General features: G+C 58.4%; 18 protein-coding genes, 1 tRNA gene and 1 pseudogene. 10 read left to right on the top strand and 10 right to left on the bottom strand.

Annotated features, from left to right (window positions below; translation table 11 throughout):
• Positions 1-90: 90 nt before the first annotated feature.
• Positions 91-2,139, top strand: coding sequence for an ASKHA domain-containing protein (locus tag ACTG4M_RS04795; RefSeq protein WP_439122498.1), 2,049 nt, complete (start codon positions 91-93; stop codon positions 2,137-2,139).
• 248 nt (positions 2,140-2,387) lie between these two features.
• Here ACTG4M_RS04795 and ACTG4M_RS04790 read toward each other — a convergent pair whose 3' ends face one another.
• The 3 genes from ACTG4M_RS04790 to ACTG4M_RS04780 form a co-directional block, all read right to left on the bottom strand.
• On the bottom strand, positions 2,388-2,810 hold the full coding sequence (locus tag ACTG4M_RS04790; protein ID WP_439122497.1) for a hypothetical protein: 423 nt from the start codon (positions 2,808-2,810) through the stop codon (positions 2,388-2,390).
• 177 nt (positions 2,811-2,987) lie between these two features.
• Positions 2,988-3,584 carry an SDR family oxidoreductase gene (locus tag ACTG4M_RS04785; protein ID WP_439122496.1) on the bottom strand — a complete coding sequence of 199 codons (597 nt, stop codon included), beginning with the start codon at positions 3,582-3,584 and terminating at the stop codon, positions 2,988-2,990.
• A gap of 30 nt (positions 3,585-3,614) precedes the next feature.
• Positions 3,615-4,991 carry an NAD-dependent succinate-semialdehyde dehydrogenase gene (locus ACTG4M_RS04780; RefSeq protein WP_439122495.1) on the bottom strand — a complete coding sequence of 459 codons (1,377 nt, stop codon included), beginning with the start codon at positions 4,989-4,991 and terminating at the stop codon, positions 3,615-3,617.
• Positions 4,992-5,172: 181 nt separating this feature from the next.
• Between ACTG4M_RS04780 and ACTG4M_RS04775 the strand changes: the two genes are divergently transcribed.
• Both ACTG4M_RS04775 and ACTG4M_RS04770 read left to right on the top strand, forming a co-directional pair.
• Positions 5,173-5,246, top strand: a tRNA-Gly gene (locus tag ACTG4M_RS04775).
• A 326-nt stretch (positions 5,247-5,572) separates the two neighbouring features.
• Positions 5,573-6,358 carry a hypothetical protein gene (locus ACTG4M_RS04770; RefSeq protein WP_439122494.1) on the top strand — a complete coding sequence of 262 codons (786 nt, stop codon included), beginning with the start codon at positions 5,573-5,575 and terminating at the stop codon, positions 6,356-6,358.
• Here the strand turns inward: ACTG4M_RS04770 and mfd are convergent.
• Together mfd and ACTG4M_RS04760 are read right to left on the bottom strand one after the other, a co-directional pair.
• The gene (mfd, locus tag ACTG4M_RS04765; protein WP_439122493.1) at positions 6,355-9,843 is read right to left on the bottom strand and encodes a transcription-repair coupling factor; all 3,489 of its coding nucleotides are present in this window, start codon (positions 9,841-9,843) and stop codon (positions 6,355-6,357) included. The genes ACTG4M_RS04770 and mfd overlap by 4 nt on opposite strands.
• A gap of 33 nt (positions 9,844-9,876) precedes the next feature.
• Positions 9,877-10,404, bottom strand: a complete 528-nt coding sequence (locus tag ACTG4M_RS04760; RefSeq protein WP_439122540.1) for a component of SufBCD complex — start codon at positions 10,402-10,404, stop codon at positions 9,877-9,879.
• Positions 10,405-10,506: 102 nt separating this feature from the next.
• Here ACTG4M_RS04760 and hemB point away from each other — a divergent pair, with 102 nt between their 5' ends.
• Together hemB and ACTG4M_RS04750 are read left to right on the top strand one after the other, a co-directional pair.
• Positions 10,507-11,508 (top strand): porphobilinogen synthase, encoded by a 1,002-nt coding sequence (gene hemB / locus ACTG4M_RS04755; RefSeq protein WP_439122492.1) that lies wholly within the window; start codon positions 10,507-10,509, stop codon positions 11,506-11,508.
• A 119-nt stretch (positions 11,509-11,627) separates the two neighbouring features.
• A complete protein-coding gene (locus tag ACTG4M_RS04750; protein ID WP_439122491.1) occupies positions 11,628-12,185 on the top strand; it encodes a YSC84-related protein in 558 nt (185 codons plus the stop codon).
• A 290-nt stretch (positions 12,186-12,475) separates the two neighbouring features.
• On the opposite strand, the gene ACTG4M_RS04745 is transcribed toward ACTG4M_RS04750, so the two are convergent.
• A complete protein-coding gene (locus ACTG4M_RS04745; protein WP_439122490.1) occupies positions 12,476-13,099 on the bottom strand; it encodes a thiamine phosphate synthase in 624 nt (207 codons plus the stop codon).
• A 133-nt stretch (positions 13,100-13,232) separates the two neighbouring features.
• Between ACTG4M_RS04745 and ACTG4M_RS04740 the strand changes: the two genes are divergently transcribed.
• From ACTG4M_RS04740 to ACTG4M_RS04730, 3 genes are all read left to right on the top strand, one after another.
• Positions 13,233-13,976: an RNA methyltransferase gene (locus ACTG4M_RS04740; RefSeq protein WP_439122489.1), complete on the top strand. Its 744-nt coding sequence runs from the start codon at positions 13,233-13,235 to the stop codon at positions 13,974-13,976.
• A gap of 63 nt (positions 13,977-14,039) precedes the next feature.
• Positions 14,040-15,188, top strand: a complete 1,149-nt coding sequence (ctaA, locus tag ACTG4M_RS04735; RefSeq protein WP_439122488.1) for a heme A synthase — start codon at positions 14,040-14,042, stop codon at positions 15,186-15,188.
• Entirely contained in the window at positions 15,185-16,657 is a 1,473-nt protein-coding gene (locus ACTG4M_RS04730) for a carboxypeptidase M32 (protein WP_439122487.1), read from the top strand. The genes ctaA and ACTG4M_RS04730 overlap by 4 nt, the downstream gene beginning before the upstream one ends.
• Before the next feature lie 85 nt (positions 16,658-16,742).
• On the opposite strand, the gene ACTG4M_RS04725 is transcribed toward ACTG4M_RS04730, so the two are convergent.
• Positions 16,743-17,015, bottom strand: coding sequence for an usg protein (locus tag ACTG4M_RS04725; protein ID WP_439122486.1), 273 nt, complete (start codon positions 17,013-17,015; stop codon positions 16,743-16,745).
• A gap of 243 nt (positions 17,016-17,258) precedes the next feature.
• Between ACTG4M_RS04725 and gyrA the strand changes: the two genes are divergently transcribed.
• On the top strand, positions 17,259-19,958 hold the full coding sequence (gyrA, locus tag ACTG4M_RS04720; RefSeq protein ID WP_439122539.1) for a DNA gyrase subunit A: 2,700 nt from the start codon (positions 17,259-17,261) through the stop codon (positions 19,956-19,958).
• 479 nt (positions 19,959-20,437) lie between these two features.
• Positions 20,438-20,632, top strand: a pseudogene (locus ACTG4M_RS04715) (CBU_0592 family membrane protein); the annotation flags it as partial.
• Positions 20,633-20,738: 106 nt separating this feature from the next.
• Here ACTG4M_RS04715 and ACTG4M_RS04710 read toward each other — a convergent pair.
• The 3 genes from ACTG4M_RS04710 to ACTG4M_RS04700 form a co-directional block, all read right to left on the bottom strand.
• Positions 20,739-21,566 (bottom strand): lysophospholipid acyltransferase family protein, encoded by an 828-nt coding sequence (locus tag ACTG4M_RS04710; protein WP_439122485.1) that lies wholly within the window; start codon positions 21,564-21,566, stop codon positions 20,739-20,741.
• Positions 21,563-22,333: a GNAT family N-acetyltransferase gene (locus ACTG4M_RS04705; RefSeq protein WP_439122484.1), complete on the bottom strand. Its 771-nt coding sequence runs from the start codon at positions 22,331-22,333 to the stop codon at positions 21,563-21,565. Before ACTG4M_RS04705 ends, ACTG4M_RS04710 begins: the two co-directional genes overlap by 4 nt.
• A gap of 129 nt (positions 22,334-22,462) precedes the next feature.
• On the bottom strand, positions 22,463-22,586 hold a 124-nt coding region (locus ACTG4M_RS04700; RefSeq protein WP_439122538.1), incomplete at its 5' end, for a DUF3553 domain-containing protein.

Raw genomic sequence — 22,586 nt, 5'->3', positions numbered from 1 at the left:
CCGCTCTGCATAAACATTATGACGCAAATCACCTTTTTCCCTGCGCGCCGCAGCCTATGATCCGGATCAACCGTGATCAGAGGGATTCTCATGTCCAATCAAGACCCGCTCGTCGTCTTCACCCCGTCCGGCAAACGCGGACGATTTCCGGTCGGCACACCCGTCCTGACCGCCGCGCGGCAACTGGGGGTGGATTTGGACAGCGTCTGCGGCGGGCGCGGCATCTGTTCGAAATGCCAGATCACGCCGGGCTATGGTGAATTCTCCAAACACGGTGTCACCGCGCGTGATGGCGCGCTGTCCGACTGGAACGCGGTTGAAGCGCGGTACGACGAAAAGCGCGGGTTGAAACAGGGACGCCGTCTGGGCTGTCAGGCCAAGGTGCAGGGCGACATCGTGATCGACGTGCCACCTGAATCCCAAGTCCATCGGCAAGTCGTGCGCAAAGCCGCCAGCACTCGGACGATCGAAATGGATCCCGCCACCCGCCTTTACTACATCGAGGTAGACGAGCCCGACATGCACACGCCCACAGGCGATTTGGAACGTGTGGCCCGTGCGCTCAAGGACCAGTGGGAAATCCCTGAAATCAAATGCGAATTCCCGGTCCTGACCCAACTGCAAACCACTCTGCGCAAAGGCAAGTGGGCGATCACCGTAGCGCTGCACAAGACTGACGCGAATGCCACGCCAAGCCTCATCGCCGCATGGCCGGGGCTGCATGAAAAAGGCCTCTACGGCCTCGCCATCGACCTTGGCTCGACCACCGTGGCGGCACACCTGACCAATCTCGACACGGGCGAAGTCGTGGCAAGCTCTGGCATCATGAACCCGCAGATCCGCTTTGGCGAAGACCTGATGAGCCGCGTCAGCTATGCCATGATGAACCCCGGCGGAGATGCGGAAATGACCCGTGCGGTGCGCGAAGCGATCAACACGCTGGCCGAGGAAATCGCCAAAGAGGCGGACATCTCGCCAAGCCTCATTCTGGAAACCGTGTTCGTCTGCAACCCGGTGATGCACCACCTGCTGCTGGGCATCGACCCTGTCGAACTGGGCCAGGCGCCCTTTGCGCTCGCCACGTCGGACCACCTCAACCTGACCGCCCGCGATCTTGACCTCACCACCCTGCCCGCCTCAGCGCAGATCTACCTCCTGCCCTGCATCGCGGGCCATGTGGGGGCCGATGCCGCTGCTGTGGCGCTGTCGGAACAGCCGGGTAAATCCGACGACCTTGTGCTGATCGTCGATGTGGGCACCAATGCGGAGATCCTCTTGGGCAACACCACCCGCGTGCTGGCCTGTTCCTCGCCCACCGGCCCCGCGTTCGAGGGCGCGCAGATCTCATCCGGCCAACGGGCCGCCCCCGGCGCGATTGAGGCGATCCGCATTGACCCCGTCACCAAGGATCCCCGCTTCCGCGTCATCGGCTGTGACAAGTGGTCGGACGAGGACGGCTTTTGGGATGAAACCGCCGCGTCAGGCATCACCGGCATCTGCGGCTCTGGCATCATTGAGGCGGTGGCCGAGTTGCGCATCGCGGGCCTGCTCGACCCCTCGGGCCTGATCGGATCGGCGGCGCAGACAGGCACCGACCGCTGCTTTGCCGAAGGCCGCACCAACGCCTACCTGATCCACGACGCCACCGCCGAGGGCGGCCCGCGCATCACCGTCACCCAAGGCGACATCCGCGCGATCCAGCTGGCCAAATCCGCGCTCTACGCAGGGGCACGGTTGTTGATGGACGAGATGGGCGTGGACGTGGTGGACCGCGTGGTGCTGGCCGGCGCGTTTGGCGCGCATATCAGCGCCAAACATGCGATGGTGCTGGGGATGATCCCGGACGTGCCGCTCGACAAGGTCTCAAGCGCGGGCAACGCCGCAGGCACGGGCGCGCGCATCGCGCTCTGCAATCTGGCCGCGCGAGCCGAGATCGAACGCACCGTGCGCCAGATCACCAAGGTCGAAACCGCCATCGAGCCGCGCTTTCAGGAACATTTCGTCGCCGCCAACGCCATCCCCCACGCCACCGACCCGTTCCCCGAACTGGGCAAGGTGGTGACTCTGCCCGTCGTCGGGTTCAACACGCAGGGGGATGGGAGTGATGGCGGCCGGGTGCGGCGGCGGAAGCGGGGGTGATAGGAACCTCGCCTTAGGGTGCGTGATTTCACGCACCTTGTAGCAATGTAAGATGATGGTGCGTGCGAGCACGCACCCTACCAGACCTCTACGCCAGATATTCAAAACCCCGCCGTCGCTTTAGCGGCGGCGACGCGTCCGCCCGCCCCATGGCGGGCGCGTTCCGCGCCCACTCGGTCGGACGCTTGCTCTGTGATCAGGTGTGGTGACATGGCGTAGGGTGCGTGATTTCACGCACCTTGGACCCGCTAAAACACTTGCGCTCCGGCTGACAGCAGGCGCTGTTGAGGAAAGCCTGCGCGTGCCGCTCCCATGAGACCAGGGCGCTGGAACGTCGCTGAAACGTGGGCCAACCGACGTCCACCTTCCAGAAAGAGGCAGGTAATCGCACCGTTTGCAGAACCATGGCCGCTATCGAATGTGACGCCAGCGAAAGTGACAAGTGCGTAAGTCCCGTCAATGTCACTGAAGAATGATGGATCGCCCAAGGAGATAGAGGTCAGTTTATCAAATCGGCTCACAATTGCTGTCTCGAATTGGTCAAGGCACGCTTGGCGCTGTGATTTAAAGGGTTCGTTGAAAACTGTATCGGGCTGTTTGATTTCGAATGCGCTGACAGCCATTGTTGACAATGACCAAAGCAAACTTGCCATGATTATGCGTTTCAACATGAGTTTTCCATTTTTCCCAGACAAACGATATGATGCGCAACCTATGCGCGACCACTTCCTTAATCTGGTGAAATAAGTTCATTGAGGCGAGAATGGGGAATTTCAGTGCCGCGCTTTGACCTTACGCACCGGCCCAACGAAAAAGGTGCGTGCCGAGCACGCATCCTACGGGGTGGTTTAAGCCGACGCCATCAGCAGCGTCTTGCCGCGCCATTCCGGGTCGTCCACCGCCTGCGCCAGCACATGGGCCACGTCGCCCCGGGCGGCCTCGCCCTTCACGTCCACGGCATCGCCATAGACGATGTCGCGCGTGCCGTCTTCGTCGGTCAGCGCCACGGGCCGCAGGATGGCAAAGTCTAGCCCCGACGCCTTGAGGTGTTCGTCCGCCTCGTGCTTGGCCATCAGGTAATGCCCCAGCTTGCTGTCGGGGTCCGGGTCGCCCGCCCCCACGGTGCTGAGCATGACGAACCGCATAGCACCCGCGTCTTTGGCCAGATCGACCAGACGCTTGGCGCCGTCACGGTCGACCTTTTCGGTCATCTCCGGCCCCGTGCCGCTGCCCGATCCGGCGGCAAACACCACCACGTCGCAGCCGTCGCAGACGCCCGGTTGCAGGTCGGTCAGATCGCCGTGGCGCGTCTCGGTGCCATTGGGCAGGTCCGAGGTGTCAGAGCTGTCGCGCACCAGCGCGATCGGGTGGTGGCCATTGGCCGAAAGGTTCTGGGTCAGGCGCAGGCCTGTTTTGCCGGTGGCTCCGGCGACGAGAATATTCATGATATGTCCTTTCAAATCAGAGGGGTCGGTTCAGGGACGGAAGATCGCCTTGATGTTCACGAACTCCTTCATCCCGAACCCGCCATGTTCGCGGCCGTAGCCTGAGTCCTTCACGCCGCCGAACGGCATGTTCGGGTCCGCCGCGCCAAAGCTGTTGATCCGCACCATGCCGGTGTCAAAGTGGTCGCGGGCGAGTTTCATCGCGTGCTCTTCGTCCTGACAGAAGATGCCGCCGCCCAGCCCGTAACGGCTGTCATTGGCAATCCGCATCGCGTCTTCGTCATCCTTGGCGCGGATGACGGCGGCCACGGGGCCGAAGATTTCGTCATCATAGGCGGGCATTCCCGGCGTGACATCCGCCAGCACGGTGGCCGGGTAATAGTGCCCGGTGCCGTCTTTCGGATCACCACCGCAGAGCAGCTTTGCACCCTTGGCGATGCTCTTGGTCACTTGTTCTGCCACGGTGTCAAACTGGTCCTGGCTGGAGAGCGGCCCAAGCTGGGTGTCCTCGTCCATCGGATCGCCCAGTTTGATGGCCTTCATCTGGTCGACAAAGGCCTCGACAAAGGCATCATAAACCGCGTCTGTCACGACAAAGCGCTTGGCCGAGACGCAGGTCTCGCCGTTGTTGAAGAGCCGCCCCATGACACTGGTTTTCACGGCCAGTTCCACATCCGCCCTTTCAAGCACAAGGTAGGCGTCGTTCGATCCCAGCTCTAGCACCGTCTTTTTCAGATGCTTGCTGGCAAGTGCGCAAATGTGGCTGCCTGCGCCATCGCTGCCGGTCATGGTCACACCGCGGATCAGGTCATGCGCGATCAATTCGTCCGATGTATCGTGGTCAATGATCACCACTTGGAACAGGTCTTCGGGCAGACCGGCTTCGATACAGATCTCGCGCAGACGCAGACCACTGCCAGTACAGATCGATGCGTGTTTCAGGACAACGCCATTGCCCGCCATCAGGTTGGCCGCAAGAACCCGCACCGGCTGATAGAGGGGGAAGTTCCAAGGCTGAACGCTGTAGATCACGCCAATCGGGCTGTATGTCACAAGCCCTGATTTCTCGCCGCCCGCATGGGTACGGTCCTCGTCGGCCAGTTCCTTTGGCCCCTGCTTGGCGGTGTATTCGAAAATCTGTGCGCACAGCTCAACCTCGGTCTTGCCGTCCCGGTAGAGTTTGCCGACCTCTCTGGTCATCAATGTGGCCAGGTCGTCAGCATGGTCGCGCAGGGCATCTGCAATCTTGGTGAGATACGGCGCACGTTCCTCATGGGTCTTGGTGCGCCAGTCAAGAAACGCCTTGTGGCACGCCTCAACCTTGTTGACGGCGGTTGTCGCATTCATCGCCTCATAGCTGCGAATAGGTGTTTCGGTGGCGGGGTTGATGGTTTCCATCTTTGACATGCTGACCTCAATATCCAGTTCGTGTGTTTCCTTGATCGGGCAACGTCTGGTGGGTTGGTTTGTTCCAATGGTTGGTGGTCGCTGTGGATCAGGCCACGGCAAAACCATCGGGATTGCGCCCCGGGACTGCTGAGCGAACTTGACGCCGATCAGAGCGCGGCGTATCCCAGCGCTCCAGAGCGCGGGTATGGTGAAAAGGTATCACGCGAGCTTCCCAAGCTTAAGTTACGGGTTCGATTCCCGTTACCCGCTCCATGGTCTTGCCTTCATCAGTGTCCGGCCCGTCAGATCGCAACCTTGCGCGTTTAAGGCGTTCGTGTAATCTTTTCCTATTATTTCGAACATTTTCTGGAACGCACCAAGCGCGCCTCGTCTATTTGAAAGGGTCATTCAATGTTTCAACTGCATGGCACAACGGCAATTCTGATCGACACTTGCCTATGTCGATGACCCCTGCCCGGCCCCCGGTATTTCACCATCACCACACCGTGATCTGTTCGATCTGTCGCCAACCTTTGCCAAAGGATAAGCCGCCTCAGTCCGATGTCTGTGATAATCCAACATGCCAGACCCGCAAGAAGATGATGGACACTGCGGCATTGGCAAAGGCGCAAGTGGCGCGAAATGACAAATATATGGAAGTGTCCAAGCGTCGGACCCGGAAGGCGATCAAGCAAGCGGCGCAAGAGATCGGCCAACCGGATCTGGGCAAAGTCGCATATGGACTGGCCCCGTATATTGATCTTCCACCCAAACCGCTTCCCTCTGAACGGCGCGCGGCTTTTGTGGCGCATTTACATAAGGTTGTGGATGAAAGCTTTGCTGGGTCATCAACTGGAGAGATCGAACCGCCGGACGACGACCCCGGTTACGCGAGACGCCAAGCCCATGAACAGCCTGAACCATTTGTGATCAACGCCACCTGTATCGCTTGCCAAGGAGATTGCTGCACAATGGGCGGCAGCCGCCATGCGTTTCTGGATGTGGAGACCATCAACTATATCCGTTGGCGTGATCCGACGCTGACCAAGCAAATGATCATCGACATGTACCTTCAAAACATCCCCGATGTCTCGACCTTGGGGAGCTGTGTGTACCACGGCGAACAGGGCTGCACGTTGAACCGCGAGATCCGAGCAGACATCTGCAATAGTTTTCAATGTCCTGCGCGGCGTGCCCTGATCAAGGAACATCAGCGCAAGCCCGATAATGGAGCTGTGGTTGCGGGGATCGCCCGCACGCATGTCGATGATCCATCCGCCGGAGCACCCTATATGAGGGTGGTGTCTGTTTCGGCCGACAATGAGGTGCGGGTGCACACACACTTAACGCTGCCGCGATTGATCAAAGGCATGGACATGCCCTAGGCGCCGGACGCGGCTTTTGCAGCCTTTGCTGTTTTGGCCTCTTTGACCTTTCTTGCCAGATCCTGTGCGATGGCAAATGCGCCTTTGATCTTGTCGCTGTCCTTTTTCCAATCGCGCCGGACGACGATCTTGTTGTCTTTGACCTTGGCCAAGCCGTTCTGATCCTTAATGAAGTCCACCAACCCTTCGGGTGAGATGAATTTATCGTTGTGAAACTGGATCGTGGCCCCCTTTGGCCCACCGTCCAGTTTGGCAATCCCGGCGCGTTTGCACATCGCCTTGATCCGCACCACCAGCATCAGTGTGTTGACCTCACGGGGCAGTTTGCCAAAACGGTCGATCAGTTCGGCGGCAAAGCCTTCAAGCTCAACTTTTGTGTGCAGCGAAGACAAGCGACGATAGAGGCCAAGTCGGACATCAAGGTCGGGCACATAATCTTCGGGTATCAGCACGGGCACGCCCAGATTGATCTGAGGCGCCCATTGGTCATCCGCTTCGGATAGCCCTTCCATCTCGCCAGATTTGATCTTGGCAATCGCCTCTTCCAGCATGGATTGGTACAACTCGTACCCCACATCGCGCATCTGGCCGGATTGTTCTTCGCCCAAAAGGTTGCCCGCGCCGCGAATGTCGAGGTCTTGCGACGCCAGCGTAAAGCCCGCCCCAAGGGTGTCGAGCGACCCCAAAACGCGAAGGCGCTTTTCAGCCGCCGGCGTCAGTTTCGCGCGCGGTTTGGTTGTAAGATACGCATAGGCACGGGTCTTCGAGCGCCCCACCCGGCCCCGGATTTGATAGAGCTGGGACAGACCGAACATATCGGCGCGGTGGATGATCATGGTGTTTGCGGTTGGAATATCGAGACCCGATTCCACAATCGTGGTCGCCAGAAGCACGTCGTATTTGCCGTCGTAAAAGGCGTTCATGCGCGTGTCCAATTCGCCCGCTGCCATCTGGCCATGCGCCACGACATAGGACACTTCGGGCACCTGATCGCGCAGGAATTCTTCGATCTCGGGCAGATCGCTGATGCGTGGGACAACGAAAAAGCTTTGCCCACCACGATAATGTTCACGCAGCAGCCCTTCACGGATCGTCACAGCGTCGAATTCGCTGACATACGTGCGGATCGCAAGACGGTCGACGGGCGGCGTGCCGATGATGCTCAGATCACGGACGCCGGACAATGACAGTTGCAGCGTGCGTGGAATCGGCGTGGCGGTCAGGGTCAGGACGTGGATGTCCGAACGCAGCTGTTTGAGCCGTTCTTTGTGCCCAACCCCGAAATGTTGTTCTTCGTCGATAATCAGCAGGCCAAGGTTCTGAAACCGAATGCCTTTGGCCAAAAGCGCATGGGTGCCGACGACAATATCGACTGTGCCACGGGCCAAGCCGTCTTTCGTGGAAGCGGCGTCTTTGACGGACACAAAACGCGACAAGGGTCTGACTTCCAATGGAAACCCCCGGAAGCGTTCGGCAAAGCTCTTGTAATGCTGACGGGCCAGCAAGGTGGTTGGCGCGATCACCGCAACTTGCACGCCGGACATGGCCGCAACAAAGGCGGCACGCATCGCAACTTCGGTTTTGCCAAAGCCCACATCGCCACAGATCAAACGGTCCATCGGCTGGCCGGAATGCATATCCGCCATCACGTCTTCAATGGCGCGCAATTGATCGTCTGTTTCCTGGTATGGGAACCGGGCTGAGAAGGAATCCCACGCGCCGGGCGGCGGATCCATGATCGGGGCTTTGCGCAAGGCACGTTCGGCTGCAACGCGGATCAGCTTCTCCGCCATCTCGCGGATGCGCTCTTTCAGCTTGGCTTTCTTGGCCTGCCACGCGCCGCCACCCAGCTTGTCAAGAAATCCTTCCTCATGGCCGTACTTGGACAACAATTCTATGTTTTCGACCGGCAGGTAAAGCTTTGAACTTTCGGCATATTCCAGCAGCAAACATTCATGTGCCGCGCCTGCCGCCGTGATCACCTCCATGCCCAGATACCGTCCGATTCCGTGATCCACATGAACCACCAGATCACCCGGTGACAGCGATTGGGTTTCGGTGAGGAAATTCTCGGCCTTGCGACGTTTCTTGGGGCTGCGGATCAGGCGATCGCCCAACACGTCTTGTTCAGAGATGACCGCGACACGGCCCCCCTTATCCCAAGGTGCCTCGAACCCCTGCTCAAGTGGCCACACCGTCAGGTGAACGCCATGTTTGCCGACGCGGGTCAGGTCCGTGACGGGGATCGTTTCTGCCAGCCCCTCGTCATCAATCAAACCCGACAGACGTTCGCGTGCTCCGTCTGAATAGGACGCAATGACAACTGGGCCATCTTCTATTTTCTGGCGAACATGATCCGCCAATGCGCTGAAAAGGCTTACGCTTTCTTGTTGGCGTTCAGGCGCAAAATTGCGTCCGATCCGCCCGCCAGCATCAACAACTCCGGGGCCAGACGCTTGTTGCAATGGGTGAAACTGCACCACCCGGCGGTCGCCCAAAGCTTTGGCCCATGCGGTGTCATCAAGGTATAACTGTTCTGGCGATACAGGCTTGTAGACCGTGTCCATCCGCGACTTCTGTGCCAGTGCGGCTTTACGGGTCTCGTATTGATCGACAATTCCATCCCAGCGCGAAAGACGGGCTGGCGTGATCTGATCGTCCTGCGTGACGGGCACATCGGGCAGGTAATCGAACAAGGTTTCCAAACGGTCATGGAAGAAGGGTAGCCAATGCTCCATCCCTGCTTGTTTGCGCCCGGCGCTCACTGCCTCGTACAAGGGGTCGTCGCTTCCGGCAGCGCCAAATTCGATACGGTAATTCTGCCGGAACCGTGTGATCGCTGCCTCGTCCAGAATGACCTCGGACACAGGGGCGAGTTCGACCAGATCAAGCTTTTCGGTTGTGCGTTGTGTCGCCGGGTCAAACCGTCGTGCGCCGTCCAGCACATCACCAAACAGGTCAAGCCGCACAGGTCCAGCATCACCAGGAGGATAGATGTCGATAATGCCGCCGCGAATGGCATAATCACCCGGTTCAAGCACCGTTGGAGCCTGACTAAAGCCCATGCGCACAAGGAAGTTGCGCAGCGCCTCTTCATTCACGCGATTGCCGACCCGCGCGGTGAAGGCTGCATCTTTCAGCACATCGCGCGCCGGTATTTTCTGGGTCGCGGCGCTCATTGTTGTCAGTAATACATACTGCGCTGGCATCGCGTGGGTCAGAGCAGCAAGAGTCGCCATCCGCGATGCTGAAATGTCCGGGTTCGGAGACACCCGGTCGTAAGGCAGACAATCCCAACCGGGAAAGACAAAAACCGGCATTTCAGGCGCAAAGAGCCGCAGTGCATCACGCATCTGGACCAAGCGACGGTCGTCGCGGGCAATATGGCACACGGTGCCGCCCGATTTCTCGGCCTCGGCAAGAACCAGTTTGGCGTCGAACCCTTCGGGCGCGCCGCCCATCGTGATGGTCTGGAATGTCTTCATAGCGCGCTCATGTGGCGCGCCACAGGCGTCGCGTCAACCGCCAAGCGCACCAACACTGAGGTTCATGTACATTCCCCACATCGCGGTAACAAAGATCGACACCATGCCGATCGCTTGAACGATCAAGCGGTGCCGCGCCAGCCGTTTGTAAACCGCATCAAGATCGTGGTCCTTTTCGTGCAGAGCCCGCGCGGTGCGCACGCTTAGCAGGCTGACCATCGACATGGGAAAACCCAGCAGGAACAATGCCTGTGCAATCTCGACCCAATAGACCCAGCCCAGTACAGCAAACCCGGTAAGAAAAAACGCACCTGACCCGATCACCCAAAGTCCCGCCTCTTCCGCGATATAAAGCAAACGGTTGGTATTGATGCGCAGGAGATCGGTCATGTCTTCTGCCGCCTGCCCGCCTTTGCGTCGCGCGCGGCCAACGATGTCATAAGGCACGCCCAGCACCCAATGGCTCGCGGACGACCACACGACAGCCAGCGCAATCCAGAACCAAAGATTGGAAAAGGATCGCATGTCGATCAGTTCGAAGACGGTTGAGTACCAATCCAAGGCGCCCGTAATCCCTTGTTCGCGCGGCCGTTGCGTGTGGCAGGCCTTGTTCCAGCGGTCATTCCATGCCACCCAATCACGGCAAAGACAAGGACCGCCGCCATGAAACCGATTACCCCCGCTTTTCCCGCCACACGTTTGCGCCGTTTGCGCCGCACCGAAGGGTTGCGCGCCATGGTCCGCGAAAACACCCTGACGCCGGATGATTTCATCTGGCCGGTCTTTGTGCGCGATGGCGAGGGAATCGAGGAACCCGTGGCGTCCATGCCGGGTGTTGTGCGCCGGTCAGTAGACAAGGTGGTTGAAGCTGCGCGAGAGGCCTATGGCCTGGGTATCCCTGCAATCTGCCTCTTTCCCTATACCAACCCTGCGCTCAAGACCGAAGATTGCGCCGAGGCTTGGAACCCGGAGAACCTGTCCAACCGCGCAACCCGGGCGATCAAAGATGCGGTGCCGGATATTATCGTGATGACGGACGTGGCTCTCGACCCATACAACATCACCGGCCATGACGGATACATGGATGAAGACGGCTATATCGTGAACGACGAAACGGTTGAGGCGCTGGTTAAACAGACCTTGTCCCAGGCGCGCGCGGGGTCGGACATCATCGGCCCCTCCGACATGATGGACAGTCGCATTGCTGCGATGCGCGGCGCACTTGAAGGCGAAGGCTTCAGCAATGTGGCTCTGCTCAGCTACGCAGCCAAATACGCCAGCGCGTTTTATGGCCCCTTCCGTGATGCGGTTGGCGCGTCGGGGGCCTTTAAGGGAGACAAGAAGGGCTACCAAATGGACCCGGCCAACACGGATGAGGCGATGCGTCTGGTGGCGCGCGATCTGTCCGAAGGGGCTGATATGGTGATGATCAAGCCCGGCATGCCGTATCTCGACATATGCCGTCGCACGAAAGACATGTTCGGTGTGCCGACCTTCGCCTATCAGGTGTCTGGCGAATACGCGATGCTGGCAGGTGCGGCTGAACGCGGATGGCTGGACCACGACCGTGTGATGCTGGAGAGCCTGATGGCATTCAAACGCGCGGGCTGTGATGGGGTGCTGACCTACTTCGCGCCTGCCGCTGCACGGTTGCTCAACGGATAGCGGTGCGCCGCTTATCGTGATCTATCCTTAGTGACAGCGCGCGTCTGTACGGCTATAGTTGCAGCCAACCGGCGGAACAGCCGGATTTCAGAGGCATCGGCAATGAAAGAGCAGAGACAATGACATCCCTGACACGACGCGAGTTGGCCTTGGGCCTTGGCGGCACATTCCTTTTGGCGGGCTGCGCCAATGGCGTAGGCGGCAACGGTGCCGCACGGATCGACGCGCGGGTAGACGCGACACTTGCCGAAATGTACCGCCGGTTCCCGGGAACTCAGAATTTGGCGGCGAATGCCAATGGCTTGCTGGTGATGCCGCTGGTCACAGAGGCGGGTCTTGGTATCGGGGGCGCTTTCGGACGTGGTGCACTGCGCGTTGGCGGGATCACAGTGGATTACTACTCGACCACCAAAGCCAGCGCAGGTCTTCAAATCGGCGCACAGCAATATGCCCATGTGCTGTTTTTCATGACCGAAGATGCGCTGATGAATTTCCGCCGCTCGCCCGGTTGGGCCGCCGGTGCCAATGTGGAATACGCGATCCCCGAGGGCGGCGAGACCATTGCCGCCGAGACTACAACGTCGCTGGCTCCGGTCATCGCGGTGATCTTTGGTCAGGCGGGTCTGCGCATCGGGGCAACGCTGGAAGGCGTGAAATACACACGGATCATTCCATAACTCAGGAACGAGTCCAGGAAGCAACGATCGTTTCCGATATTTGGAACCGTTGGGGGCGCTGCCCCCAAACCCCCGAGAGTATTTGTAAACCAGAGAAGATGAGACCTCCGGTCCACCCTCTGCACATGTGACAGGGGGCTTCTCCGGTTACGGTCATCGGCGCCTCCGCCTGTACCGCACCGACTGTAGTACGCCGGTAAGGTTAACAAACCCTTGCTTCTCTGGGGCGAAAATACCTTCGGGGGTGAGGCGCGGTACGCGCCGAGGGGGCAGACAGCCCCCTTGTCTGTTCAGCCTACCATCGCTGACGTCAGACTCTTAAGCGCCGCCACAGGATCATCACTGCGCCAGATTTCTTCACCGATGCCGAAGAAATCGGTCAGTGGCGTCAATCCACGGATGATGTCAGGGTTCAGACCGCCTTCGGCAACCACGGGGATTTCGATCATTTCTGACCACCATTGGAACAATTCCGCCTCGGCGCGTGAGCCATCCCCCAACGTGGTTTCACCGACCGGGCCGAAGCTGACGTAGTCCGCGCCTGCTTCGCCTGCATTCATGCCGTCATGGCGCGATTGGTCGCAAAATGCGCCGACAATCGCGTCTGGCCCCAATTCCTTGCGCGCCATGCGCACAGAGCGCGCACCATCGGTCAGGTGCACGCCGTCCAGCCCCAGGCGCTGGGCGAGGACAACATGGGTGTCGATCACCAGCGCGACATCAAAGCGGTGCGCCACCTCGCGAACGGTATCGGCGGCGCGCAGGATCAGGTCTTCGTCGCGGGTGGCCAGCGACAGCCGGATGCAGGCGATTTCGGTTGCCTCCAGAACGCGGGCCAGATCGGTGGGGAAATGGCTGAGTTCGATCTCGGGAGGTGTGATCAGGTAGATCTGTGGCTGCTCGGCATCGGACATCTTCGGCCCCTTCCTTAGTGGTCGCCTTCCTATATCGTGATTTCATGCACCACGCCAAGAGCTTGCGCCGCTTGCCCTTTGGTCGGACCCGCAATAGTCAGGCGCGACCCCGTGGATCAATGAGGTTCCTGCCATGCCAAGCGACACTCCGCACCCCAGTTTTGTTCTGGTCCGCCCGCAAATGGGCGAGAATATCGGTGCGGCTGCGCGCGCGATGTTGAATTTCGGGCTTGAGCGGATGCGGTTGGTTGCCCCGCGTGATGGCTGGCCCAACCAGAAGGCCGTTGCGATGGCATCTGGCGCTGGGCGATTGCTGGACGATGCGATCCTGGTCGAACGCACAGTCGATGCGGTTGCGGATTGTTCTTATGTGTTTGCGACCACAGCGCGACAGCGTGATATGACCAAACCTGTGGTGACGCCAGAACGTGCGATGGAGATCGCACGCGAGAAGATCGCGGGCGGGCAAAAGGTTGCAGTGCTTTTCGGGCCTGAACGTGCCGGGCTTGAAAATGACGATATCGCCTTGGCCAATGCCATTATCTCGGTTCCGGTGAACCCAGAGTTTCCATCGTTGAACCTTGCGCAATGTGTATTGCTCACCGGATATGAATGGCGGCGGCAATCGGTCAAGGTCACGCCAGAAACCACCGAGATGGCGGGCACCGATTGGGCCAATGCGATTGAGATGAACAAGCTGGCTGAACACTATGAAAACACGCTGGATCAGGCCGGGTTCTTTTTCCCGCAGACCAAGGCCGACAGTATGAAGCTGAACCTTCGGAACATGTGGTCTCGCATGCCGCTCACGCGTGCGGATGTGCAGATGTTCCATGGCGTGCTGCGGCAAATGGTGCGCTGGAAGGACAAGCAGTAGACCCACGCCTTGAAGCGACCCTGCCCCAAGCCTAGTCTTTCGGCCAAGAAGGAGACCCCGTGAATGAGCAGTAAACGCAGCATCTTTGAAGAGGTCGGTGCAGAGACACCGCGGACCGAGGCTCCAAAGGGCGGGATGATTGACGCTGGAAAACGCGGGGCGCGGGGTGCGATCCGTATCTGGCTCATGGTATTGTTTGCGCTGGTCATGGTGATGATAGCCGTCGGCGGCTTGACCCGGTTGACCGATAGCGGATTGTCGATCACCGAATGGCGTCCTTTGACCGGAGCTTTGCCTCCGATGAACGCCGAAGATTGGCAGCGAGAGTTCGATCTTTATCGCGCAATCCCGGAATACCAGTTGCAGAACAAAGGCATGAGCATGTCCGAGTTCCAGTTTATCTACTGGTGGGAATGGGGCCATAGGCAATTGGGCCGGGTTATTGGACTTGTCTGGGCGCTGGGCTTTTTCGGCTTTCTGCTGACGCGCAAGATCCCGACTGGCTGGACGGGTCGGTTGTTCTTCATCGGCGTGCTTGGTGGCATTCAGGGTGCCATTGGCTGGTGGATGGTGGCGTCTGGCCTTACCGGAACGATGTTGGATGTGGCGTCATATCGTCTTGCAACACATCTGGGTCTGGCCTTTGTGATCCTGGGCTTTATCGCTTGGTACACGTTCGAGCTGGGCCGCGAAGAGCGGGATTTGATGCAGGCGCGCCGGTCCCGAGAGGGCAAGCTATACGGCCTGAGTACCGGGCTTTTGCATTTCACGTTTTTGCAAATCCTGCTGGGTGCGCTGGTGGCCGGGATTGATGCGGGCCGGACCTACAACGATTGGCCCTTGATGGCGGGCGCGTTCCTGCCGCCCTTCCCGTTCGAGCTTGACCCGGTGTGGCGTAATTTCTTTGAAAACGCCGGCCTTGTGCAGTTCATGCACCGGATTGCGGGCTATCTGCTGCTGGCGTTCGGCATCGTCGTTTGGCTGCGGGCGCGCAAGTCGCCCAACACGGACACGCGATTCCGGTTCAACGCAGTGTTCGCCATGTTGTGGGTTCAGATGGCGCTTGGCATTGTGACCGTGCTTTATATGGCGCCATGGCAGATCGCGATCACGCACCAGATTGGTGCCGTCCTCCTGTGGGTGCTGATCCTGCGGGCAAGGTTCGGAGCCCAGTATCCGGCCCAACAATCCATCCGAGGAGCGACCACATGAGCACGGCATATGACGACCTGATGGCGTTTACGCGCGAAACCGAAGCGCTGGGACAGATTGCCGGGCGATTGGGCTGGGACCAGGAAACCACCATGCCGCGCGGCGCGGCGGCACAGCGCGGCGAGGAAATGGGTGCGATGGAGGGTGTCTTGCACGCCCGTCGCATGGACCCGCGTGTGGGTGAGTGGCTTGAGGCAGCAGAGGCCAAGGACACCGAAGCCAAGGCGCATCTGCGCCACATCCGCCGCAGCTTTGAACGGGCGTCGAAAGTGCCTGGCGATCTGGCGGCAGAACTGGCGCGCACTACATCTGTGGCCCAAGGCGTCTGGGCCGAAGCGCGCGCAAATGACGATTTTGCGGCCTTTGCCCCGACCTTGGGGCGTGTGTTGGACCTGCGTCGTCAGGAAGGTGCTGCTTTAGCCGATGGCGGTGATCCATATGATGCGCTGTTGCAGGATTACGAACCCGGAGCCACCGCGGCGGATCTGGATGCGATGTTTGGGGCACTGCGGCCAAGGTTGGTCGACCTGCGTGATAAGGTTTTGGGCGCGTCTGCCCCGGCTGAATTGACGGGCACGTTCGACGAATCCGCACAGATGAAGCTGTCACGCCAAATCGCCAAGATCTTTGGTTATGACATGAGCCGTGGCCGTGTGGATAAAGCGGTGCATCCGTTCAGCTCTGGGTCAGGCAATGACGTGCGGATCACCACGCGGACCAATCCGGCTGATCCATTCAATTGCATCTATTCGACCATCCACGAGGTTGGTCATGCTGCATATGAGCAGAATATTGATCAGGCCTATCTGCTGACGCCGCTGGGGCGTGGCGTATCGATGAGTGTGCATGAAAGCCAAAGCCGGATTTACGAGAACCAACTGGGCCGGTCGCGTGCCTTTACCGGCTGGCTGCATGGGCAGATGGTCGATGCATTTGGGGCGTTCGGCATTGACGATCCGGACGCGTTTTATGGCACAGTGAACCGGGTTAATCGCGGCTACATTCGTACTGAGTCCGATGAGGTGCAGTACAATCTGCATGTTCTGTTGCGCTTTGATCTGGAGCGGCAATTGATCGCCGGGACGCTGGACGTGGCGGATCTGGAAGAGGCGTGGAACACCCGGTTCGAAGCTGATTTTGGGTATGCGGTCGACAAAGCGTCGAACGGCGTCTTGCAAGATGTGCACTGGTCGGTCGGATTGTTTGGCTATTTTGCCACCTATTCGCTGGGCAATGTCTATGCGGGCTGTTTGCACGAGGCATTGCGCGCGGCGGTGCCGGATCTGGATGCGCAATTGGCGGCGGGAGATACGTCTGCGGCAACTGGATGGTTGCGGGACAATCTGCAACGTCATGGCGGGCTTTATGAGCCGCGCGAGGTCATTGAGCGGGCCTGCGGCTTTGCGCCAAACGAAGGGCCGCTTCTGGCCTATCTCGAGGCCAAGTTTGGAGAGATTTACGGGGTTTAACGCAGCCAGCCAGCGTCATCTTCGGGCCCGACCCAAAGAGAGTTGCGTCAAGAAGTCCTCGGATAAAGCCCGAGGAGGACGTTTTCTAGTGGACCGTGAATTCCCCAACGAGCTGCTGCCATTCGCCAGACGACAGCAATTTGCGGTGTGTGTATTGCACAGAATGCAGCGGGCCTTCGATGCTGTCCTGCCAAAACTCGATGAACTCGAACAGCTTGGGGTGATCCGGCGCAAGATCGTATTCTTGCCAGACAAAGGTGTTCAGCACATTCTGGTAATCCGGCATGCGGTAATAGAGCTGTGCCGTGGTCAAGCCATAGCCGCGCAACATCAACTCGGTTTCACTCATCTGGGACATGCAAACCTCATTCGTTTTTTATTGTACGCGCAAGTTTGCCATGGATTCGTTTACTTGCAACAAAAACAGTGTGTTAGCCACATTCGGCGCTGAGTGCCAAAGCGACCCTGCTACTAAATTGGTCAAGTGGATTGCACGCTACATCCTGTCTCTGATATACAGACCCTTAACAAAATATAGAAATACAGACAGCAGGCTATCCACGTGAGCGACACGCCAGAAACTCCTGAAAACGCAGAAGATATGCCGCCCGAGCGCCCCAAATATGACGGGCCACAGGTGTCAATCACTGATGAGATGAAGACGTCGTACCTCGATTACGCGATGAGCGTGATTGTAAGCCGTGCGATCCCGGATCTGCGTGATGGTCTGAAACCTGTGCACCGTCGCATCCTGTATGCGATGCACGAAAGCAACAATGGCCACGACAAGCCGTACCGCAAATCGGCGCGTCCCGTGGGCGATGTTATGGGGAAATACCACCCGCACGGCGATAGCGCGATCTATGACGCGCTTGTCCGGATGGCGCAGGATTTCTCGATGTCGCTGCCGCTGCTGGATGGTCAGGGCAATTTCGGTTCCATGGACGGCGATAACGCGGCAGCCATGCGCTATACCGAAGTGCGGATGGACAAACCTGCGGCCTATTTGTTGGCGGATATCGACAAGGAAACAGTTGATTTCCAAGACAACTACGACGGTAAGGACCGTGAACCAACGGTTCTGCCCGCGCGCTTCCCGAACATGCTGGTCAATGGCGCCGGTGGTATCGCTGTTGGTATGGCGACGAACATTCCGCCGCACAACCTTGGTGAGGTCGTGGATGCTTGTCTGGCCCTGATCGAAGAGCCGGATCTGAGTTCTGAACAGTTGATCGACTACGTGCCTGGCCCTGACTTTCCGACGGGCGGTATCATGCTTGGACGGTCAGGTGCGCGCAAAGCGTATCTTGAAGGCCGTGGCTCGGTTGTCATCCGGTCCAAAACGCGGGTCGAGGAAATTCGGAAAGACCGTTGGGCCATCGTCATTGACGAGATTCCCTATCAGGTCAACAAAGCCACAATGATCGAACGGATCGCCGAAGCGGCCCGTGAAAAGCGAATCGAAGGGATTTCGCACGTTCAGGACGAATCTGACCGCAATGGTGTGCGTGTCGTGGTCGAACTGAAGCGTGATGCAACGGCAGAGGTGGTGTTGAACCAGCTCTTCCGGTTCACCCCAATGCAGACCTCGTTCGGCTGTAACATGTTGGCGTTGAATGGCGGTCGACCCGAACAGCTGACGCTGCGCCGTTTCTTGACCGCGTTCATCGACTTTCGTGAAGACGTGGTGGCGCGTCGAACGGCGCATTTGCTGCGCAAGGCGCGTGAGCGCAGCCATGTGTTGTGCGGATTGGCGGTGGCTGTCACCAATATCGACGAAGTTGTCGCCACGATCCGATCCTCTGCCGATGCTGCCGAGGCGCGCGAACGGTTGATGACGCGGCGTTGGCCGGCAAAGGACATCCTTCCGTATATCGCCTTGATCGATGATCCGACCCACACGGCGAATGATGATGGCACCTACAACCTGTCAGAAGTTCAGGCGCGGGCTATTCTGGAACTGCGCTTGCAGCGTTTGACACAGATCGGTGTCAAAGAAGTCACCGACGAGTTGGAAGAGCTGGCCGGAAAAATCCGCGAATACCTTGAGATCCTAGGGTCGCGCGAACGGATCATGGCGATCATCTCGGATGAATTGAAAGAGGTGCGCGACCTGTTCGCTGTGCCGCGCCGGACCGAGATTGTCGACTGGTCGGGCGACATGGAAGACGAAGACCTGATCGAGCGTGAGGACATGGTGGTCACCGTGACTCAATCGGGCTGGATCAAGCGCACGCCGCTGGCCGATTTCCGAGCCCAGAAACGCGGCGGCAAAGGTCTGTCTGGTATGGCGACCAAGGATGACGACGTGGTGACCACGTTGTTCGTCGCGAATACTCACACGCAGCTGTTGTTCTTTACGACCGAAGGGATGGTCTACAAGCTCAAGACATGGCGTCTGCCACAAGGTGGACGGACCGCCAAGGGTAAGGCGATTGTGAATATCCTGCCGATTCCAACAGGCGTCTCGATCGCGGCAATCATGCCGGTGGACCGGGACGAAAAGCACTGGGACGATTTGCAAATCATCTTTGCCACGAGCGCCGGTGACGTGCGCCGGAACGCATTGTCGGATTTCACCAACGTGATGCGGAACGGCAAGATTGCGATGGATTTGCCCGAAGGTGTGGAACTGGTGAACGCGCGGATCGCGTCAGAGGATGATGACGTGATGCTGGTCACCAATGCGGGCCGCGCTATTCGGTTCCCGACAACCGCTGTACGAGTCTTCAAAGGCCGCAAATCGACTGGCGTCCGAGGCATCCGTCTTAACAATGGGGATCGTGTCGTTAGCATGGCTGTGATCCGCCACTTTGAGGCTGATCCTGCCGAACGGGCCGCGTATCTCAAGATGCGCCGCGCTGTGGCGGGTTTGGCCGATGATACCGAGATCGAAGATGACGAGGACACAGCAGCACCCGGTTCGATCACTCAAGAACGCTATGCCGAGATGTCGGCTGCAGAAAATCTGATCCTGACGATCACCGCCAAAGGTGCCGGCAAACTGTCATCGTCACATGATTACCCGGTTCGCGGCCGTGGTGGCCAAGGCGTGCAGGCCATTGACAAGGCGATGCGTGGCGGCGCGATTGTGGCCTCCTTCCCGGTTGATATGGACGACCAGATCATGCTTGCCACCTCAAAGGGTCAGTCGATCCGGGTACCCGTGGATGGCATTTCGTTCCGGTCGCGAAGTGCAGGCGGCGTTAAGGTCTTCAACACGGGCGCAGACGAATTTGTTGTTTCGGTCGCCTGGATTGCTGATCAGGGCGATGAGGATGAGGCAGCCGAGGAAAGTTGACGCCTTTGACGACATGAGGATCATCCCGTAGGTGTATGGCATCTCGGAACTTTTAAACGGCGCGAGGGAAACTTTGCGCCGTTTTGCATTGCTGTTACCTGATGCGTTTTCGCCTGCGCCAGACATAAGAACGGCAGGCTTGGCGTTCGTACATCTGGTTTTCACACTCAATTCACAGTCGAAATGGGCAAAGGTCAGGTATTCCAGACCTGCACTTACTTAAGGTCACTTGTAGAAAGATTGAGAAAGGATCGTTCTCTGTAGCACGTTCAACCGACATTAAATTCCCAGATTGGTTGGTCCGGCATTCATCCGGGTTTGTTCTGCAGAATGGTAATGGGTTTCATATCCTTACCAACGGTCTTTTCACCAAGGTTGTATCAGGGGCTACCCTCATCTGCGTCTGATACGTTTTTGATTACCATTGGCCCGATCTTCGGTAACACACCGGGATCGGGTCTATTTCCCGGAGCCCGCACATGTCGGATCTCGTTCAATTTCTGCGCCAATATCCAAACATTCTGGAACTTTGCGGTGTACTGGGTTCGGTGCTTTACGTTGGGGGATTTGCGCTTTTGCAAACCGGGCGCATATGCGGCAACGGGCCATGGCATTGCTGTAATCAACTGACCGCTGCCACGCTGGTTTTGATCAGCTTGATCGGCGCATTCAATCTTGGGGCGTTTCTGATCCAGATCGGGTTCCTGAGCTTTGGCATCATTGGACTGTGCCGCCGCCTTCGGATGCGCCACTTTGGCGTGTACCCAGCTGGAACGGGCGTTATCCGGTCAGTCGCGAATGTGCCGACCGCACCTGATCTTCAAGATGGCTGGACAGTGACTTCCGATTGGGGAAATCATCCACACGCACCGGGGCATGATAGACCAACTCAACCTTACCTTGTTGTCGCTGGGCCAGCACTTTGATCAGGTGTTCGCCGAACCCCATGTCTCCCCACCAGCCGTAGAACCGTGGATCGACGCCTTCGGGTGGATGGTAGATCACGGTCACAGGCTGAATGTGCATGTCGTGGACAAGGCGGTCTGAAAAGAACGGCGCAAACAACGTGGGTTTGAACGGCAAGACCCGTAATGTGTCAGACGATGTGCCTTCGGGGAAAAACAACAGGCGATGCCCGTGCTGAAGCCTTTCTTCGAACGCTGCGATCTGGTTTTTCACATCACGCGGGTCGCGCCGGATGAACACAGTGCCGGTCGCACGGGCCAACCAACCGATTCCTGGCCATGACGCAACCTCGGATTTTGAGACAAAATAGACGTTTTTGCGGGCGTTCAGCGCAAATATATCGAGCCATGAGCTATGATTGGCGACCACAGCCCCCTGCACTTTCATGCGCGGCCCCCGGGCCAAGAGTGGCAGCCCCATTATGACAAACGCCGTGCGACAAACGCCTTGGGTAATGTAAGGTGTCACGGGGCGATCCACGCCAAAGATGGGCCTTTCGAACAGACGCAGAAGAAGCAAAAGGAAAAGACCTCCGAAAACCACGAGACCGAGCGTGGTTCCGCGCAGTGCAACGCGCAGCCATCCAAGCACCGAGATCGGTGGATCCGAGATGGGCTCGTCGCTGTCCCAGGTCGGGCTCATGGCTGTGGCCGGTTTGCGCGGGTTAGAGCGCGCGGTGACAGTTTTGCGATCTCCAAAATCAGGCAGACATCGGTTGTGTTGAACGCATGATCGACAAACACGCCCTGCCCGATTGTGCCGCCCAGCTTAAGATAGGATTTGATCAACGCGGGCGTGTCTCGCATCGCCGCTTTACGATCAATCTGATTTTTCGGCAGCATGGTATGATCACAGGACATGCGCGATGTGACCCGCAGATGTTCCGGGGCAAGGTAGTCGGCATGCAGGTTTGAAATCGCGTTTCGCAATGCGGTCTGGTTGGTGCCGTGAAAACTTGCCGTACCAAAAAGCACATCAATTTCGTGTTGCGCGACATAGTCAGACAAGCCCTGCCATAAGGCCATCAACGCGGCCCCGCCACGATTGTTTGGGTGAATGCAGGATCGCCCCAACTCCAAAAGCGTTAAGTTTTTGTTTTGCAATGGAGAAAGATCGAATTCGAAGGACGAATAGAACCGTCCGGCTTTCGCTGCGTGTTGGTCTCTCATCAACCGGTAGACGCCGACCACGCCATCCCTCTCTCTGTCCGGGCGGCGCAAATCGCGTAACAACAGGTGGTCGGCATAGGCATCAAACGCATCGGTTTCTAAGCGCTGCGTATGATCAACCCCTTTGCCATCGCCGCCAAGTTCGGCGACAAAGACCTCGTATCTCAGCCGTTGCGCCGCCCGGATATCTTGATCCGACCGGGCCAGGGACACCTGAAATTGGGGCGCGTTTTGCAACATGGGTGGCGGCCGATCTCGTTCATCGCCACTCTACTGCGCGCCTGTGGGACGCGCAACGGCGTCCAAATATTCACCAGCTTGCGCCTGCTCGGTAAAAATTAACCTTTTGTCAACTCTTGGTTGTGATGTTTACTCGTCGAAGACAGGAACCAATCCGATGCGTGATCCATCAATGACCACTTTGCCGACTTCGCGGAAATTGACCGTGATTCTGTCACCGATATTCGATTGGACCTGTCCGACACCCCAATCC

It is taken from the genome of Marivita sp. (assembly GCF_965656765.1).
Classification (GTDB): domain Bacteria; phylum Pseudomonadota; class Alphaproteobacteria; order Rhodobacterales; family Rhodobacteraceae; genus Marivita.
Note: the sequence above shows the minus strand (reverse complement) of the source record. Positions and strands in the feature narration are given on the sequence as shown.